Genomic DNA, 16,569 nt, shown 5'->3' on the forward strand with positions numbered 1-16,569 from the left:
CCCAGTTGGGCTAGTCGCGGACCAAGGCGGGCTGGCCGGCGTCGAAGTACTCCACCAACTCCGCGGGCAACTCCGGGACTTCCCGGGCGGACCCGTCCGCGCGCAGTGATTCTGCGGCCAGGATGCCCGCGACCACTGCCTGCCGGGCCGCGATGGGACTGGTCTGCGTCCGGCCGCCCTCCGAAGCGAACCGCAGGAACTCCTCAATCAGCCGCGGATCCGCGCCCCCGTGGCCGCCTTCGCCATCCTGGATGGTGATGACCTGGTCCGGCTCGCCCCGGCCGGAGGTGCGCGACGTCCAGACGTTGATGGTCTCCCCCGGCCCGTCGCCGAAGTTCTCGATCCTGCCCTTGGTACCGATGATCGTGTAGTTCCGCCAGTAGTCCGGCGTGAAGTGGCACTGCTGGTAGGAGGCCAGGACGCCGTTGTCCAGCACCATGTTCATCATGGAAATGTCCTCGACGTCGATCACCTCCGCGAGGTCCTTCTGCTCAGTGGGCGGCCAGTTATCAAGGGAGAACCAGTCGCCCATGCGCTTGCCGGTGTTGTCGCTGCGGTTGGGCACGTCGCCGTAAACCGCGAGGTCGCCGACGGCGGCAACCCGCTTCGTGTAGCCGCCGGCCAGCCAGTGGATCACGTCGATGTCGTGCGCGCCTTTTTGGAGCAGCAGGGACGTGACGTTGGCCCGCTGCGCATGCCAGTCCTTGAAGTAGTAGTCGCCGCCGTGTCCCACGAAGTGGCGGCACCACACGGCTTTGACCTCACCGATGGTTCCTTGCTCGATGAGTTGGCGCATCTGGACCACCACGGGCATGTGGCGCATGTTGTGGCCGACGTACAGCCGGGTGCCTGTTTCATAAGCGGTCTTGAGGATCAGGTCCGCGGCCTCGAGCGTGACGTCCAGCGGCTTCTCGCAGAACGTGGGGATCCCGGCTTTCAGGGTACGGATGGCGACGGCGGCGTGCTGGTTGTCCGGGGTCAGCACCAGTACCGCGTCCAGGCCGCTGGCCAGCAACTCCTCAAGGTCGTCCGTGATCCGTGCCGAGGGGATGCGCTCGGCGGCATCCGCCCGTCCCCGTTCGCTGAGGTCACAGACGATCGTGACGACAGACCCCTGGCCGGGCTTGTGGGCGTGCTTCCACAACCCCGAACGCAGGCCGAAACCCACGATGCCGACCTTCAAATCCTTTTCCATGGTGTGCACATTCCTTCTGCTGATTCCTAATTAAGTCTTGTTGCGGCACTGCGGTGTGGTGCCGATTCCCGCACGAAGAGGTGCCAGGGGAAATCCAGGACCGTCGGCGCATCACCGGCGCCCGTGGCCCGCTGCAGGAGCAGCCTGGCGAGCTTGTCAAAGAAGTCCACGGGACCCACGGTGCTGAGCGACGGCGACATGCGTTCGCCCTCCACGGTGTTGCCCACACCGATGATGTCCACATCCTGACCGACGGCCAGGCCAAGGCGTTGGGCGGCGTTGATGGCGCTCACGGCCGCGAAATCCGTGGTGGCGTAGATCGCCGTGGGCCGGTCCGGAAGTCCCAGGAGCTTGGTCGTGGCGGCAAAGGCTCCGGACGTGGTTCCGTCGAAGAGCCCCACGTAGTCGTCCCGTTCGTCGATCCCTGCGGCGGCCAAGGCCTCCGAGTACGCCCGGTAGCGGCTGCCACCGGACGTTCCGGCAGCCGTGGCCGGAGTCAGGCAAGCGATCCGCCGGTGTCCGTGGAGGAGGTGCTCCACGGCCATCCGGCAGCCCGGCTCCGCGATGGAACGGATCACGTCGAAACCCTCCGGTTCCAGCGCTTCGTTGAAGACCACCAACGTGGTTCCGTGCCCGGCCAGTTTCCGGAGCGCCGCAGTCTGGTCTTCGCGGACGGCATCCACGAAGACCGCGTCCGCGTTGTGGGTACCGAGCACTTTCACCCAGTCGGCGTCGCCCAGGATCATCGGCGTGATGCCCAGGGGTTCCGCGGCCCGCTGGACCGCCTCGATGACGGACAGGGACCACGGATCCGAAAGCATGGTCAGCGACAGGATTACGGTGTTGGTCCGTCCGGTGCGAATGGCGCGCGCGGCCTGGTTGGGCCGGTATCCGAGCCGCTCCGCGGCCGCCTTGACCTTCTCCGCCGTCGGATCCGAAACGCCAGGCCCGCCGTCACCGCGGCGACCGGACATCACATAGGAAACCGTGGCTGTGGAGACCCCGGCGAGTTCGGCCACCATGCGGATGGTGGGCCTGACGCCGGTACTGCTTGTTTTTGCCATGGTTCCCCCTGGTGTTGATGTGATGTCCGTGTCCGTGGTGTCGAGGCTAGCCCGTCAAGCCGGGCCTGCCCGGGAAGCCGCTAGCTCCGGAACACTGGCGCGTTGGGGTCCAACGATGCCTGGTACTCGTCGCGCATCTTGTCGCCGCCCTCGCTCTTCCAGCGCTTCACCGCGTCCTTGAGCTCGTCGATCTTGGCGCGGCCGGTAATGATGTCCACCACCTTGTCCCTGAGTTGCTTGGTGCTCTTGGCGCCCACCTTGGCGTTGGTGTCCGAGTAGGAACCGTTGGTGGGGTTGCGCCAGGCGAGTTCCAGGAGCTTCTTCTCCTGCTCGCTGACGTAGCGCGTGTCATCGTCGAAGCCGGGGTTGAAGATGACGTTCTCCGGGCTGGCCATGATGTTCAGGGCGGAGACGAGGCCGGGCGCGTTGATGGTGCCCGTATCCGTGCGGACCGGGTTGCCGCTGCCGTCGATCGTGTAGTCCTGGCCCAGTTCGCCGAAGTTCTTCTGCATGTACTCCACGGTTCCAAAGGGCGCCGAGAGGTAATCGATCAGGGCGAGCAGCTCGCGGATCTTGCCTTCCTCGGCCTTTTTGAACGGCGTGAAGCCCACCGTGCCGTAGCCCATGTCGTACGTCGGCTTGACCTTGCCGTCGGCGCTGAACGGAATGAGGATGTCGAACTTCGCGGTACGGCTCAGTGAACGGTAGCTGCGGATATCGTGCGGGCCCACCACCACCTGCGCGGCAACGCTGCCGTTGGCCACGCGGTTGCGGATGTCCGTGGCCTTGGAATCCGGGTAGAACACGCCGGCGGCGAACATCTTGGCCGTGAACTCGACGCCCGCCATGTATTCGTCGGTTTCATACAGGTGGGTCAGCGTGCGGTCCTTGTTGACGGCCCAGCTGTTCGGGGCGCCGAACCATTCGGTGACCATGTGCAGGGCATTGATATAGGCCGGTTCCAGGGCGTACTTCTGCTCGCCGGGACGCGTCAGTTCCTTGGCCTTGTCCAGGAACTCGTCGGCGCTGGACGCTTCGAAGCCACCCACCTGCGCCCACATGTCGTGGTTGCCCAGGTACACCTGGCCGAACGGGGTGCTCGGGATGGGAGCGCCCCAGATCTTGCCGTTCACGACGGCGGTCTTCCAGGAATCCGGCTTCAGTGCGGCCAGGTTGGGGTACTCGAGCACGGCGTCGCCGGAGAGGTACGGCGTGAGGTCCTGGAATTTGGCCTCCAGCATGGGGCCCACGTTGGGGATGCCCTGGTTTGGCGGTACCCACATCATGTCCGGGAGGTCGTTGCTGGCAAGGACGGTGGCGAACTTGGCCGGGTAGCCGTCTCCGATGTCTTCGGCAATCTGCAGCTCGAGGTCCCCGCCGAGCTTGGCGTTGAGGCGCTGCCAGAACGGGTTGTCCTTCAGGCCCGGGCTCATGGTGTCGAAGGTTTCCGTGAGGCCGGTGACCTTGCCCTTGAGCGGCGGGGTCTTCACGGACTGCACGGCGTTGGGCAGTTTGAAGTATCCGGCCTGCAGGCCCTGGGCGTTGCCGGCGATGTCCGGCGTCACGCCCGTGAACTCCTTGTAGGTGGGCAGCTTGACCGTGGCGGAGGCAGCGGCGCCCCCACCCCCGGAAGCTCCGCCGCCACCGCAGGCGGACAGGCCGACGGCGGTCACGGCCAGGCCGGCGAGGCCAAGGAAGCCGCGGCGGCTGAATCCAGCCTGTCCTGAGGTAGTGCTCTTCATGGCATAACCCTTTCTGGTGATCTTTGTTGGTTTCTGACGCGTGGGATTTTTGGTGGCCTAGCCCTTGACGGCGCCCGTGATGACGCCCTTGGCGAAGTGCTTCTGCAGGAAGGGGTAGACCATGAGGATGGGAACCAGGGCCACGACAACCACGGCCATCTGGATGGACTGCGGCGGCGGGGTGGTGGTGATGCCCAGTTGGTCGGCGGCACCGCTCCCCTGCACCACGAAGTTCCTCAGCAGCAGCTGGATGGGCCACTTGCCGTGGTCGTTGATGTACAGCAGTGCGTTGAAGAACGAGTTCCAGAAGCCGACTGCGTAGAACAGGCCCACCACGGCGATCACTGCCTTGGACAAGGGCATGACGATCCGCCAGAGGATCTGCCAGTCATTGGCGCCGTCGATCCTGGCGCTCTCGATCAGTTCGCCGGGAATGTTCATGAAGAAGGACCGCATCACCACGAAGTTGAAGGCACCGAAAATGCCCGGCAGGATCAGCGACCACAACGAGTCCAGCAGGCCGAGTTGGCGGATCATGAGGAACGACGGGATCAGGCCCGGGGCAAACAGCAGGGTAAATAGGACTGCGAGTACCACGGGGCGGCCAAACAGGACCGAGCGGCTGGTGGCGTAGGCCATGGTGATGGTGACGAAGAGGGCCAGGATGGTGCCAACCACGGTAATCAGGGCGCTCACACCCAGGGATTGCAGCACCATGGGGCCTTTGAAGATGGTGGCGTAGGCCTCCAGCGTGGGACGTTCCGGCCAGAGGACAAAGCCGCCGGCCTTGACCAGCTGTTCGTTGTCCGCGAGGGACGTCGAGACCACCAGCAGGATGGGGGCCAGGATGGACAGGCTGAAGGCCACCAGGACCACCGACTTGACGGTCTGGTAGAGCGCGGAAGGGCGTTCCTTCCAGACCGGACGCTTGGGGTTGTAGCTCAGCTCGCGCGGTTTGCGGGTGAAAAGTGTTGTTGCCATGGGGGTTCTCCTTGTTCGGCCGCCGCTGGGGCTAGCCGACCTTTCGAGCAAAGATTCCGTCTTCGCCAAAGCGGTGTGCCAACTTGTTCGCGCCATAGATCAGCAGCATGCTGACCACGCCCTTGGCCAAGCCCGCAGCGGCACCCGAACTCCAGCCGCCACCCACAACGCCGGTGTAATAGGTGAACGTGTCCAGGACTTCCGCGGCCCCTGCGCCCACGGCGTCGCGCTGCAGGATGAATTGCTCGAAGCCCACCGAGAGGATGTCGCCGATGCGCAGGATCAGGAGCAGGACGATCACGGGACGCAGGCCGGGCAGGGTGATGTGCCACATGCGGCGCCACCGTCCGGCACCGTCCGCCGCTGCCGCCTCATAGAGCGAAGCGTCGATGCTCGCCAAGGCGGCGAGGAAGATGATCATGGCCCAGCCGGCGTCCTTCCAGATCATCTGGACCACCACCAGCACAGGGAATGTCTCGGAGTTGGTCATGAACGGGATGGGATCCATGCCCCAGTCCCGGAGCAGGTTGTTCACGAAGCCGGCACCGCCCAGCATCTGCTGGAAGAAGGCGATCACCAGGACCCAGGAAAGGAAGTGGGGCAGGTAGGCAATGCTCTGGAAGACCTGCCGGACCCTGGTGCTGATCAGGGAATCGACGATCAGGGCCAGGACCAGCGGAACCGGGAACAGGAACACCAACTGCCAGGCCGCCAGGTACAGCGTGTTCCAGAACGCGTGGATGAAGTCCGGGTTGGCGAAGAGGTCCACGAAGTTCTGCCAGCCCACCCAGAGGCTGTCCCCGATGCCCAGGTAGGGCTGGTAGTCCTGGAAGGCGATGACGTTGCCCAGGATGGGGATGTAGAAGAAGAGCAACAGGAAGGCGATGCCCGGAACCATCATCAGGAGCATCTGCTTGTCCCGCTTCAAGCGCGAGCGGAAGCTCTGGCTGGGCGGCTTGGTGCCCTTGCCTTTCCGGGAGCCGGACACCGGCGCTTTGGCGCCCTCCCGAGCCGGGACACGGCTGGCTTCGGGCAATGCCGGAGCCTGTTCCGTTGTCGAGTTCATGCTGTCTCCTCAAGTGCCGAGTGTGATTCAAGCCACGTTCGTTAACCGTTTAACAAACCATAAGTGACTCGTACCGCATTTGCAAGATCATGATTGAAACTGCGCCTAGAAATCAGTTTTCATCATTTTGAGGGACAAAGAGCGCCAGTAAGATGGAAGAGGGGCGAACACGACGAACGGCTTCGCACGTGAGGAAAGAGCGGGAATGGCAGGATGCTGCAGTCCGGGCGGAACCGCCCGGGAAGGTTCGACGCCGGGGCTAACGCCGCCACAGCGCGCGGCGGACGGACACCCCACGCCGCCGACCGGCGTCGTGCGTTCCGCCCAAGGTCCCACACCCGAACGTGCGGCCGCGCAGGCCGGTTCCAACGATGTCACCGTCCCGGCCGGGACGTTCGCCATGGGCGACCCCTTCAACGAAGGCTATGCGGACGACGGCGAGTCTCCCGTACATGAAGTGGGAGTCGGGGCCTTCCTCATCAGCGCCACTACCGTCACGAACCAGGAGTTTGCGGCTTTCGTCGATGCCACCGGCTACCGGACCGAATCGGAAAGCTTCGGAACCTCGCCCGTCTTCCACCTGGCGGTCCAGGTAGAGCCGAAGGACATCCTCAACCGGGTCACCAACGTCCCGTGGTGGCTCAACGTCCGCGGCGCCAACTGGGCCCACCCGGCAGGACCGCTCTCCCACTGGAGCGAAATTCCCGACCACCCGGTGACCCACGTTTCCTACAACGATGCCCTGGCCTACTGCGCCTGGGCCGGCCGACGGCTCCCTACTGAAGCCGAATGGGAGTACGCGGCCCGTGGCGGAGAGGAAGGCCTGCGCTACCCGTGGGGCAACGGGCTCCATAGCTCCGGCGAAGGGGAATCCCGCCACAACTGCAACATCTGGCAGGGTCAATTCCCCGTGCGCAATGACGTGGAGGACGGCTTCCTGACCACCGCACCCGCCCGTTGGTTCGCCCCGAACGGCTACGGTTTGTACCAGACCAGCGGCAACGTGTGGGAGTGGTGCAGCGACTGGTTCCTGCCCAAGTACTACGCAACATGCCTGGCCAACGGCACGGTGCAGGATCCGCAGGGACCCACGGTGGGGAGGGGACGCGTGATGCGCGGCGGCTCCTACCTATGCCACGACTCCTACTGCAACCGCTACCGGTTGGCGGCGCGCAGTTCGAACACGCCGGATTCGGCCAGTGCAAACCTTGGCTTCAGGACCGTGGCGCTCTAAAAAAGCAGGCCGCAGACAAAGTCTGCGGCCTGCTTCTTATGGAGGCGTTCCTAGCCCTGTACCCCGAGCTTCTCGAGGATCAGTTCGCGGACACGTCCGGCGTCGGCCTGGCCACGCGTGGCCTTCATGACGCCGCCGACAATGGCACCGATGGCCTGGACCTTGCCGCCGCGGATCTTCTCCGCAACGTCCGGCTGGGCAGCCAGGGCGGCATCGATGGCTTCCAGGAGCGGGCCGTCGTCGGAAACCACCGCGAGGCCGCGCTTCTGGATGATCTCCTCCGGGGTTCCTTCACCGGCGAGGACGCCGTCCAGGACCTGGGAGGCCATCTTGTTGTTGATCTTGCCGCCTTCAACCAACTTGTTGAGCTCGACGATCAGCTCCGGCGTGACACCGAGTTCGGCGGGGTCGACTTCGGCGGTCTTGGCACGGCCAACAACCTCACCCATCCACCACTTACGGGCGACATCTGCGCTGGCACCGGCAGCAACAGTCTCCTCAATGGAGTCCATGACGCCGGCGTTCACCACGTCGCGGAACTCGAGGTCCGAATAGCCCCAGGCTTCCTTGAGGCGCTTGCGGCGCTCCGCGGGCGGCTCGGGCAAGGTGGCGCGCAGCTCCTCAACCCATTCACGCGAGGCAACCACGGGAACCAGGTCCGGTTCAGGGAAGTAGCGGTAATCGTCGGCGTCGGACTTGGGCCGCCCGGACGTCGTGGAACGGGTGTCCTCGTGCCAGTGGCGCGTTTCCTGGACAATCGGGTTACCGGAATCCAAAACGGCTGCATGGCGCTGGATCTCGTAGCGGACTGCGTGCTCCACGGCGCGCAACGAGTTCACGTTCTTGGTCTCGGACCGGATGCCGAAGCGCTCCTGCCCGTGCGGACGAAGGGAGACGTTTGCGTCGCAGCGGACATTTCCGCGTTCCATGCGGGCATCGGAAACGCCCAGGTTCTTCACGATTTCACGGATCGCCGCAACATACGCCTTGGCCAGTTCCGGTGCCCGGCTGCCCGCCCCCTCGATCGGCTTGGTGACGATTTCCACCAGCGGAACGCCGGAACGGTTGTAGTCCACCAGTGAGTAGTCGGCACCCTGGATGCGGCCCGCGGCGCCACCCATGTGGGTCAGCTTGCCGGCGTCCTCTTCCATGTGCGCGCGCTCGATCTCAACGCGGAAAACCGTGCCGTCTTCCAGCTCGATGTCCAGGTAGCCGTCGTAGGCGATCGGCTCGTCGTACTGGGAGGTCTGGAAGTTCTTGGGGGTGTCCGGGTAGAAGTAGTTCTTCCGGGCGAAGCGGCAGGACTCGGCGATCTTGCAGTTCAAGGCCAAGCCGATCTTGATGGAGGACTCCACGGCCGTCTTGTTGACCACGGGAAGAACGCCGGGCATGCCCAGGTCAACCTCGTTGACGTTGGTGTTGGGCTCGTCGCCGAAGACGTTCGGAGCCGAGGAGAACATCTTGGTCTTGGTGTTGAGCTCCACATGGACCTCGAACCCCAGGACGGGATCGTACTTCTCCATGGCTTCTTCGAAGCTCAGGGTTGCGTCGACGGACATTAGTTGGAACCTCCGGCGGTGGTGGAAGCAGAACCCAAGACAGGTGCCTGTGCGAGCATCGGGCCGCCCCACTTCTCTTCAAGGATGGACTCGAGGACGGCGCCGACGCGGTACAGGCGGGCGTCTTCGCGGGCAGGCGCCAGGAGCTGGATGCCCACGGGAAGGCCGTCCTCGTCTGCCAGGCCGCCGGGAAGGGACAGGCCCGGGATGCCGGCGAGGTTGGCGGGAATCGTGGCGACGTCGTTGAGGTACATGGCCAGCGGATCGTCCAGCTTCTCCCCCAACTTGAACGCCGTGGTAGGCGCGGTGGGCGAGATCAGGACATCGGCCTGCGCGAAGGCGGCGTCGAAGTCGCGCTGGATCAGCGTACGGACCTTCTGGGCCGAGCCGTAGTAGGCGTCGTAGTACCCGGCGCTCAGGGCGTAGGTGCCCAGGATGATGCGGCGCTTGGCTTCGTCGCCGAAACCGGCGGCGCGGGTTGCGGCCATGACACGTTCGATGGTCATGGGGCCGTCCTTGGGGAGGACCCGCAAGCCGTACCGGACGCCGTCGAACTTGGCCAGGTTGCTGGACACCTCGGACGGCATGATCAGGTAGTAGGCGCCCAGGGCGTACTTGAGGTTGGGGCAGGAAACCTCCACGATTTCCGCACCGGCGTCCTTGAGGATCTCAAGGGACTCGTTGAAGCGGTTCTCGACCCCGGCTTGGTAGCCCTCGCCGTGCAGTTCCTTGATAATGCCGATCTTGAGCCCGGCAACGTTGCCCAGGCGGGCGGCGGCAACCAGGTTGGTGAAGGGATCAGTCAGGGACGTGGAGTCGAAGGGATCGTGTCCGCCAATGACTTCCTGCAGCAGCGCGGAGTCAAGGACGGTCCGGGACACGGGGCCGATCTGGTCCAGCGACGACGCCATCGCGATGGCACCATAACGGGACACGGCACCGTAGGTGGGCTTCACGCCCACCGTTCCCGTGACGGCACCGGGCTGGCGGATGGAGCCGCCGGTGTCCGTACCGAGGGCCAGCGGAGCTTCGAAAGCTGCGACGGCGGCAGCGGAGCCACCGCCGGAACCGCCGGGGATGCGGTCCAGGTCCCACGGGTTGCGCGTGGGACCGAACGCCGAGTGCTCCGTGGACGAACCCATGGCGAACTCGTCAAGGTTGGTCTTGCCCAGGATGGGCATCTTCGCGGCGCGGAGCTTCTTGATGACCGTCGCGTCGTAGGGGCTGTGCCACCCTTCGAGGATCTTGGAGCCGGCGGTGGTCGGCTGGCCGATGGTGACGATCAGGTCCTTAACCGCGATGGGTACGCCGGCGAGCGCGTGGAGCTCTTCGCCCGCATTCCGCGCGGCGTCAACCTCGGCTGCGACAGTCAAGGCTTCTTCCGTGTTCACGTGCAGGAACGCGTTGACCTGGCCGTCGACGTCGGCGATCCGGTCAAGGTGCGCCTGGGTAACCTCGACGGCGGATACCTCGCGGGCGGCCAGCTTGGCGGCGAGATCGGCAGCGGAGTGGTGGATGAGTTCGTTCTTCAGTTCAGTCATGGTGTTAGTCCTCATCCAAAATTGCCGGAACCTTGAAACGGTCCTCGGCAGCGTCAGGGGCGCCGGACAATGCCTGCTCGGCCGTGAACGTGTGGCCCACAACGTCCTCGCGGAACACGTTGGTCAACGGAATGGGGTGGGACGTGGCCGGGACGTCATCCCCGGCGGCTTCGCTGACGGACTTCACCGAATCCACAATGACGGCAAGCTCGCCGGCCATCCTGTCCAGCTCTTCGGCACTCATTTCAATGTGAGCCAGACGCGCAAGATGCGCGACGTCGTCACGGTTGATCGCAGCCATGGATCTCCCCTGCAAAGTTCAAATGGTTTTCCGGACCAGTCTACTTGGCCGGGCTGCCCTTCACCTGCCGTGCAGCCGTCAACGGCCGTCAGCAGCCGTGCGGATGGGGGCAGGCCTGCCCGCAGGCAAGGACCCTGACTCGGGAAGTTCCCAGTTTCGGTGCGTACCATGGACAGCTTCTTACCCCGAGGAAAGGCCCGCGACGTGCAAGGTCGCCACAATATCCCTGACCACAACCCCTCAGAACCCACGCTTTACCCAGGCCAAGGAAGCCTCGCCGAAGGCAGCCTGGGCTCGCCGACGCGCAAGCGTCGCCGTTGGCTCAGGGTGGGCATCCTGGTGGTTGCCGCAGTGCTGGTGGGCGTCCTGTGCTTCGGCGGTTACTGGCTCTGGCGCCTGCAATCGAACATCTCCACCGGTTCCCTGGGCGCGGGTGGCACCCGGACCGAAGGCGCCGTGGACGACCGGAAGGACCGGCTCCAGATCCTGGTCCTGGGCAGCGATACCCGCAGCGGCAAGAACAGCCAGTACGGCACGGCCGACCAATCCTCCGGCTATGGGCAGTCGGACGTCATGATGCTGGTGGACATTTCAGCGGACAACCAGAATGTCAACGTCATCAGCTTCCCGAGGGACCTGCTGGTGGACGTCCCGGAATGCACGGACCAGGAAACCAAGCAGCAGCACGCCGCACGCGAGGGCGTGATGATCAACAGCGCCATGGCCGAGGCCGGCATCGGTTGCGCCGTGGACACGGTGAGCAAACTGACAGGACTCGAGGTAGACCACTTCATGATGGCCGACTTCAACGCGGTCAAAGAACTCTCCACCACGGTTGGTGGCGTGGATGTGTGCGTCAACTCGGCCGTCAACGATCCCGATTCCGGCCTTAAGCTCCCGGAGGGAACCTCGCAGGTGCAGGGCGACCAGGCGCTGGCTTTCCTCCGGACCCGGCATGCCTTCGCCGATGGCGGGGACCTGGGCCGCATCCAGGCCCAGCAGGCATTCCTCGGTTCGCTGACCCGCAAGCTCAAGTCCGAGGGAACCCTCAGCAACCCGCAGAAGGTGCTGGATATCGCAGACACCATGACCAAGAACCTGACCGTGGACAAAGGTTTGGCTTCGGTTCCATCCTTGCTGACCATCGCGGACCGGCTCAAGAACATCGACCCTGCGAAGGTCAATTTCATCACCGTCCCTACGGTTCCGGCGCCCTCTGATCCCAACCGGCTGTCCTTGGACGAACCCGCGGCAGGAAACCTCTTCTCGGCCCTGCAGAACAGCGCGGACCTCAGCAAGGGTGCCCCGGCGCAGGCCGACCAGTCCACGGCGCCCGCCACGCCTGCCTATGACAAGTCCCTCCAACCGGTCTCGGTGGCCAACGGCACCAACGTGGCAGGCCGCAGCAACGCCATCGCGGAAACGCTCACGACGGCCGGCTTCACCCAGATCACCAAGCTCGAGGCCCAAGCGGTACCCACCACCGTGGTCTACTACCAGTCCGGTTTCGAGGATGTGGCAGCAGACGTCGCCGCGATGTTCGGTTTGCCGGCAAGCAGCATCCAGCCTGCCTCGGCCATCCAGGGCGTCCAGGTCTACGCGGGCGAGGACTTTGCGTCAGGCGACAAACCCACCCCAGCACCGGCCCAGGGGAACATTGCTGCACAAACAGCAAATGACCAGACCTGCCAGGCGACGAACCCGGCAGGCTGATCATTTGCGGTAACGGCGGAACGTTAGCCGATGCCGATGGCTCCCGTCAGGACACCGACGGCCAGCATCACCAGCGAGATGACCGCGGTGCGCCACAGGACCTTCTTGTGGTGGTCGCCCAGGTCCACCTTGGCCAGGGAGACCAGCAGGAGGATGGCCGGGACCAAGGGGCTCTGCAGGTGGAACGGCTGGCCGGTGATGGAAGCGCGGGCCATGTCCGCGGCGCCAACACCGTAGTGTGCGGCGGTCTCGCTAAGGACGGGAAGGACGCCGAAGTAGAAGGCATCGTTGCTCATGAAGAACGTCATGGGGATGCTGAGCACGCCGGTGATCACTGCCATGAACGGTCCCATGTCCGCGGGAATGATCTGGACGAGCCACTCGGACATGGCCTTGACCATGCCGGTGCCATTCAGCACACCCGTGAGGACTGCGGCTGCCATCACCATGCTGACCACTGCCACGATGGACGGTGCATGGGCGATCAACTGGGCGCCCTGGTCCTTGACCTTGGGAAAGTTCACCAGGAGTGCAACGGCCGAGCCCACTATGAAGACGAACGGCAGCGGGATGATGTTGGCTACCAGGGTCACCATCACCGCGACGGTCAGGGCCAGGTTGAACCAGAACAGCTTGGGGCGCAGCGTGGAGCGGTTGGGATCCAGTGCGGTGTCCGCCATGGCGGTGTCGTGCTCGTCAACCAGTTCTTCGGTGCGTTCCAGGACCACGACGCCGGAGCCTCCGCCGGTGCCCGGCTTACCCGCCGTCTGGGTTGAGCCGGTGCGGCCAAAGCGGGAGCTGCCCTTGCCCGAACCTGAGCCCGAACCGGCCGCAACAGCGCCGCCGCGGCCGTTACCGCCGTCGAACGCGTCAGCCGGATCGGCGACCTCGCCCCAGATCTCCGGAGCGGTAGCGCGGAGGCGGTTGCGCTCCTGCAGGCCGAGCAGCCAGGAGAAGACCAGGACGACGATCAGGCCAACAATCAGGGACGGGACCATCGGGACGAAGACGTCGTTGACGTCCAGGTGCAGGGCCGTTGCGGCGCGGGCTGTGGGGCCGCCCCACGGCAGGATGTTCATGGTGCCGTTGGCCAGGCCGGCCACACAGGTGAGGACGACGGGGCTCATCTTGAGGCGCAGGTAGACCGGAAGCATCGCGGCCGTGGTGAGGATGAACGTGGTGGAACCGTCACCGTCGAGGGAAACGGCGGCGGCGAGGATCGCCGTGCCGAGGACCACCTTGGCGGGGTCATTGCCGAGCTTGCGCAGGATGAACTTCACCAGGGGGTCGAAGAGTCCGACGTCGATCATGAGGCCGAAGTAGATGATCGCGAACATGAGGAGCGCGGCCGTGGACGTCATGGACTTCATCGAATCCATGACCATGGGTCCGATGCCGAGCCCGGCTCCGGCGAAAAGGCCGAAGATGGTGGGGACGATGATCAGCGCCAGGACTGGCGTCAGTTTTTTGGTCATGATCAGGACCATGAATACCGCAATCATTGCGAATCCAAGCAAAACCAGCACGGCCGGCTCCTTACTACTGTGATGGCAACACTTCGGTGTGATGCGCACTACAAACCGTAGGGTGGCCTCCGTCACGCAGTGAGGTTTGTGGGCATTGATGGGAATACTGCTCGTTGCGAACGTTTTGCGCATTGTGCTCAGTGATTCAATGGAACAGGAGGAAAGGAGTGAAGGTGCCCCGCAACAGCCGGATCAGTATGCGCTTCTCCACCCAGACACTCCTCCTCCAGCTCGGCGTCGTACTCCTGGTGGTTCTCCTCAGCGGAGCCGTCCACGCCTGGCTGGTCTACGACCGCATCGGCACGGAAGCCGAGAACCAGGCGCTGACCCTGGCCCGGACTGTGGCAGCTGATCCCGATGTCAGATCCGACGTCCAGGAAATCAGCAAGGAAGAAGGCACCCCTCCCCCGGCGGTACTCGCTGCCGGTCCCCTGCAGGAGGCCGCCGAAGCCGCCCGGATCCGGACCGGCGCCCTGTTCGTGGTGATCACCGACGAAACCGGATTGCGGCTGGCCCACCCCGAGACGGCCAGGCTGGGCGAGCGGGTGAGCACGGATCCGTCAGTTGCCTTGGGCGGCCAGGAAATCACCACCCGCAACACAGGAACACTCGGCCCGTCCGCCGGCGCGAAGGTGCCGATCTACGCGCCGGGGACTCCCGAGGGTGCCGGTACGTCCAACGGTGCGATCGTGGGCGAGGTGAGCGTGGGCTACTCCATGGAATCCCTGAGCCAAAGCCTGGCCCGGGACATCGTGCCCATTGCCCTGACGGCGGGTGGTGCCCTGCTGGCCGGCGTCCTGGCCTCGTTCCTGCTCCGCCACCGGTTGCAGCGGCTCACCCTCGGACTGGAACCGGAAGAAATCAGCACCTTGGTCCACGACCAGGTGGCAGTCCTGCAGGGCGTGGACGACGGCGTGATCGGCATTGCCGCCGACGGCCGGATCTCGGTGTTCAACGCGGCAGCTTCCCGGCTCCTGGACGTTCCCGATGCCACAGGCCAGGACTGGGCCACCGCTCCGGTGCCGGAGCAGCTCAAAAAGCTCACCCGTCCGGCAGCCCAGGACGCGGAGGCCGTGGAAGTGGTGGCCGGCGGGCGCGTGCTGGTGGCCAGCGCGCGCAAGGCCTGGCACCGCAAGGAGGACCTCGGCTGGGTGGTCATGCTCCGTGACCGTACCGAGCTCCAGCAATTGACCCGCCAGCTCGACGCCGTGGGAACCATGTCAACGGCCCTCCGCGCCCAGCGCCATGAATTCGCCAACCAACTCCACACCATCGCGGGCTTCATGAGCATCGGACAGCACGAGCAAGCCAAGGAATACCTGGCCCGGATCTCGGCCACCGGCCCACTGAAGTTCCCGGTGGAGCAGGGCGAACTGCTTCAGGACACGTACTTGCAGGCATTCGTGGGCGCCAAGAGCGTGGAGGCGTCCGAGCGCGGCGTGGCGTTGCGCATCGGCCCCGAAACCCTGGTCCGCGGCCATGTGGCCGACCCCCAGGACGTCACCACTGTCCTGGGCAACCTGATTGACAACGCCGTGAACGCCGCCGTCGCCGGCTCAGCGACGGAACGCTGGGTGGAGGTTGAACTCCTGGACGATTCAGCGAGCGACGGCGGCACCCTCCACATCGTGGTGGGAGACTCGGGCGACGGTTTGGGCAGTATCGAACCGGAGGACGTGTTCGCGGAAGGATTTACGACGGCGGACCATCCGGCGCGTCCGGGCGCCGGCCAGGGCCTGGGCCTGGCTTTGGTACGCCAACTTGCCCGGCGCCGGGGTGGTGACGTCCGGGTGCTCGAAGCCGGCAGCACGGGAGGTCCCGGCGCGGTTTTCATGGCGTCCGTACCCGGCGTGATGGACGTACTCGGCGTGATGGACGGACCGGGTGTGATGGACGTGGCGGGCGAACAGGCAGACGAGAGGAAGGACAGCAGTGGCTGAGGACTTGAGGGTGCTGATCGTGGATGATGACTTCCACGTGGCCAGGCTGCACGCGGCCTACGTCGATTCCGTGGCGGGTTTCATGGCCCTGGCCCCCGCAGGCTCCGTGTCCCAGGCGCTGCAGGCCATCCACAGCCTGCGGCCGGACCTGGTGCTGCTGGACGTCTACCTGCCCGACGGCTCGGGACTGGACCTGTTGGGCCAACTCGATGTTGACGCAGTGATGCTGACCGCGGCCTCCGATGCCCAGTCCATCAGGGTAGCGTTCCGCCGCGGCGCGCTCGGCTATCTGTTGAAGCCCTTCACTGCCGAGTCCCTGTCACAGCAGCTCAGGTCCTATGCGCGGTACCGCCGTATCCTGGGCCAGCAACCCAGTGTGGACCAGGGCAGCATCGAAAGGGCCAAGCGGGCGCTCATCCCCGGCGACGTGACGCCGTCGGCCAAGCCGCGATCGGCGACCGAAGCGGCCGTACTGGAGTCGCTGGTGGCGGGTGAGCAGTACTCCGCAGCGGAAGTCGCGGACCGGGTGGGCGTCTCCCGGGCCACAGCGCAAAGGTACCTGTCCTCGCTCGCGGACGATGGCGCCGTCGAAATCCAACTGCGCTACGGAACCACGGGCCGCCCGGAACACCGCTACGGCATCCCGGGCTAGCCCAAGTAGGTCGCACTTGTGCGCGTTTTGATGCGTCAAAACGCGCACAAGTGCG

At 65.0% G+C, this 16,569-nt stretch carries 13 protein-coding genes; 4 read left to right on the forward strand and 9 right to left on the reverse strand.

Going from position 1 to position 16,569, the window contains the following annotated elements:
- Positions 1–10: 10 nt before the first annotated feature.
- The 5 genes from ACIQT2_RS04835 to ACIQT2_RS04855 form a co-directional block, all read right to left on the reverse strand.
- Complete coding sequence (locus tag ACIQT2_RS04835) at positions 11–1,204, reverse strand: Gfo/Idh/MocA family protein (protein WP_402944092.1); 1,194 nt, start codon at positions 1,202–1,204, stop codon at positions 11–13.
- Positions 1,205–1,221: 17 nt separating this feature from the next.
- Positions 1,222–2,259: a LacI family DNA-binding transcriptional regulator gene (locus ACIQT2_RS04840; protein WP_402944094.1), complete on the reverse strand. Its 1,038-nt coding sequence runs from the start codon at positions 2,257–2,259 to the stop codon at positions 1,222–1,224.
- An 80-nt stretch (positions 2,260–2,339) separates the two neighbouring features.
- Positions 2,340–4,001, reverse strand: coding sequence for a sugar ABC transporter substrate-binding protein (locus ACIQT2_RS04845; protein WP_402944096.1), 1,662 nt, complete (start codon positions 3,999–4,001; stop codon positions 2,340–2,342).
- A gap of 57 nt (positions 4,002–4,058) precedes the next feature.
- Entirely contained in the window at positions 4,059–4,982 is a 924-nt protein-coding gene (locus ACIQT2_RS04850) for a carbohydrate ABC transporter permease (RefSeq protein WP_402944097.1), read from the reverse strand.
- A gap of 31 nt (positions 4,983–5,013) precedes the next feature.
- Positions 5,014–6,048 (reverse strand): ABC transporter permease, encoded by a 1,035-nt coding sequence (locus tag ACIQT2_RS04855; RefSeq protein WP_400272180.1) that lies wholly within the window; start codon positions 6,046–6,048, stop codon positions 5,014–5,016.
- Between the two features lie 205 nt (positions 6,049–6,253).
- Between ACIQT2_RS04855 and ACIQT2_RS04860 the strand changes: the two genes are divergently transcribed.
- Positions 6,254–7,282, forward strand: a complete 1,029-nt coding sequence (locus ACIQT2_RS04860) for a formylglycine-generating enzyme family protein (protein ID WP_402944100.1) — start codon at positions 6,254–6,256, stop codon at positions 7,280–7,282.
- A gap of 50 nt (positions 7,283–7,332) precedes the next feature.
- Here the strand turns inward: ACIQT2_RS04860 and gatB are convergent, their stop codons facing one another.
- The 3 genes from gatB to gatC are packed head-to-tail and all read right to left on the reverse strand — an operon-like array spanning position 7,333 to position 10,683.
- Positions 7,333–8,841, reverse strand: coding sequence for an Asp-tRNA(Asn)/Glu-tRNA(Gln) amidotransferase subunit GatB (gatB, locus tag ACIQT2_RS04865; protein WP_402944102.1), 1,509 nt, complete (start codon positions 8,839–8,841; stop codon positions 7,333–7,335).
- Entirely contained in the window at positions 8,841–10,382 is a 1,542-nt protein-coding gene (gene gatA / locus ACIQT2_RS04870) for an Asp-tRNA(Asn)/Glu-tRNA(Gln) amidotransferase subunit GatA (RefSeq protein ID WP_402944104.1), read from the reverse strand. The genes gatB and gatA overlap by 1 nt, the downstream gene beginning before the upstream one ends.
- A 4-nt stretch (positions 10,383–10,386) precedes the next feature.
- A complete protein-coding gene (gene gatC, locus ACIQT2_RS04875; protein ID WP_397325772.1) occupies positions 10,387–10,683 on the reverse strand; it encodes an Asp-tRNA(Asn)/Glu-tRNA(Gln) amidotransferase subunit GatC in 297 nt (98 codons plus the stop codon).
- A 204-nt stretch (positions 10,684–10,887) separates the two neighbouring features.
- On the opposite strand from gatC, the gene ACIQT2_RS04880 reads away from it, so the two are divergent.
- Positions 10,888–12,396: an LCP family protein gene (locus tag ACIQT2_RS04880; RefSeq protein ID WP_402944106.1), complete on the forward strand. Its 1,509-nt coding sequence runs from the start codon at positions 10,888–10,890 to the stop codon at positions 12,394–12,396.
- Positions 12,397–12,419: 23 nt separating this feature from the next.
- Here the strand turns inward: ACIQT2_RS04880 and ACIQT2_RS04885 are convergent, their stop codons facing one another.
- On the reverse strand, positions 12,420–13,922 hold the full coding sequence (locus ACIQT2_RS04885) for a CitMHS family transporter (protein WP_402944108.1): 1,503 nt from the start codon (positions 13,920–13,922) through the stop codon (positions 12,420–12,422).
- A gap of 197 nt (positions 13,923–14,119) precedes the next feature.
- Between ACIQT2_RS04885 and ACIQT2_RS04890 the strand changes: the two genes are divergently transcribed.
- Both ACIQT2_RS04890 and ACIQT2_RS04895 read left to right on the forward strand, forming a co-directional pair.
- Positions 14,120–15,862, forward strand: coding sequence for an ATP-binding protein (locus ACIQT2_RS04890; protein ID WP_402944371.1), 1,743 nt, complete (start codon positions 14,120–14,122; stop codon positions 15,860–15,862).
- Positions 15,855–16,514, forward strand: a complete 660-nt coding sequence (locus ACIQT2_RS04895) for a response regulator (protein WP_400272172.1) — start codon at positions 15,855–15,857, stop codon at positions 16,512–16,514. Before ACIQT2_RS04890 ends, ACIQT2_RS04895 begins: the two co-directional genes overlap by 8 nt.
- Positions 16,515–16,569 lie beyond the last annotated feature (55 nt).

It is taken from the genome of Paenarthrobacter sp. NPDC090522 (assembly GCF_044769225.1).
Taxonomy (GTDB): Bacteria; Actinomycetota; Actinomycetes; order Actinomycetales; family Micrococcaceae; genus Arthrobacter.

What these genes read in the sequence shown, in the direction of transcription:
- gatB (WP_402944102.1), bottom strand. Translation starts at nt 8,841, where the DNA reads ATGTCCGTCGACGCAACCCTGAGCTTCGAAGAAGCCATGGAGAAGTAC.
- ACIQT2_RS04840 (WP_402944094.1), bottom strand. Translation starts at nt 2,259, where the DNA reads ATGGCAAAAACAAGCAGTACCGGCGTCAGGCCCACCATCCGCATGGTG.
- ACIQT2_RS04850 (WP_402944097.1), bottom strand. Translation starts at nt 4,982, where the DNA reads ATGGCAACAACACTTTTCACCCGCAAACCGCGCGAGCTGAGCTACAAC.
- ACIQT2_RS04890 (WP_402944371.1), top strand. Translation starts at nt 14,120, where the DNA reads ATGCGCTTCTCCACCCAGACACTCCTCCTCCAGCTCGGCGTCGTACTC.
- gatA (WP_402944104.1), bottom strand. Translation starts at nt 10,382, where the DNA reads ATGACTGAACTGAAGAACGAACTCATCCACCACTCCGCTGCCGATCTC.
- ACIQT2_RS04845 (WP_402944096.1), bottom strand. Translation starts at nt 4,001, where the DNA reads ATGAAGAGCACTACCTCAGGACAGGCTGGATTCAGCCGCCGCGGCTTC.
- gatC (WP_397325772.1), bottom strand. Translation starts at nt 10,683, where the DNA reads ATGGCTGCGATCAACCGTGACGACGTCGCGCATCTTGCGCGTCTGGCT.
- ACIQT2_RS04855 (WP_400272180.1), bottom strand. Translation starts at nt 6,048, where the DNA reads ATGAACTCGACAACGGAACAGGCTCCGGCATTGCCCGAAGCCAGCCGT.
- ACIQT2_RS04860 (WP_402944100.1), top strand. Translation starts at nt 6,254, where the DNA reads ATGGCAGGATGCTGCAGTCCGGGCGGAACCGCCCGGGAAGGTTCGACG.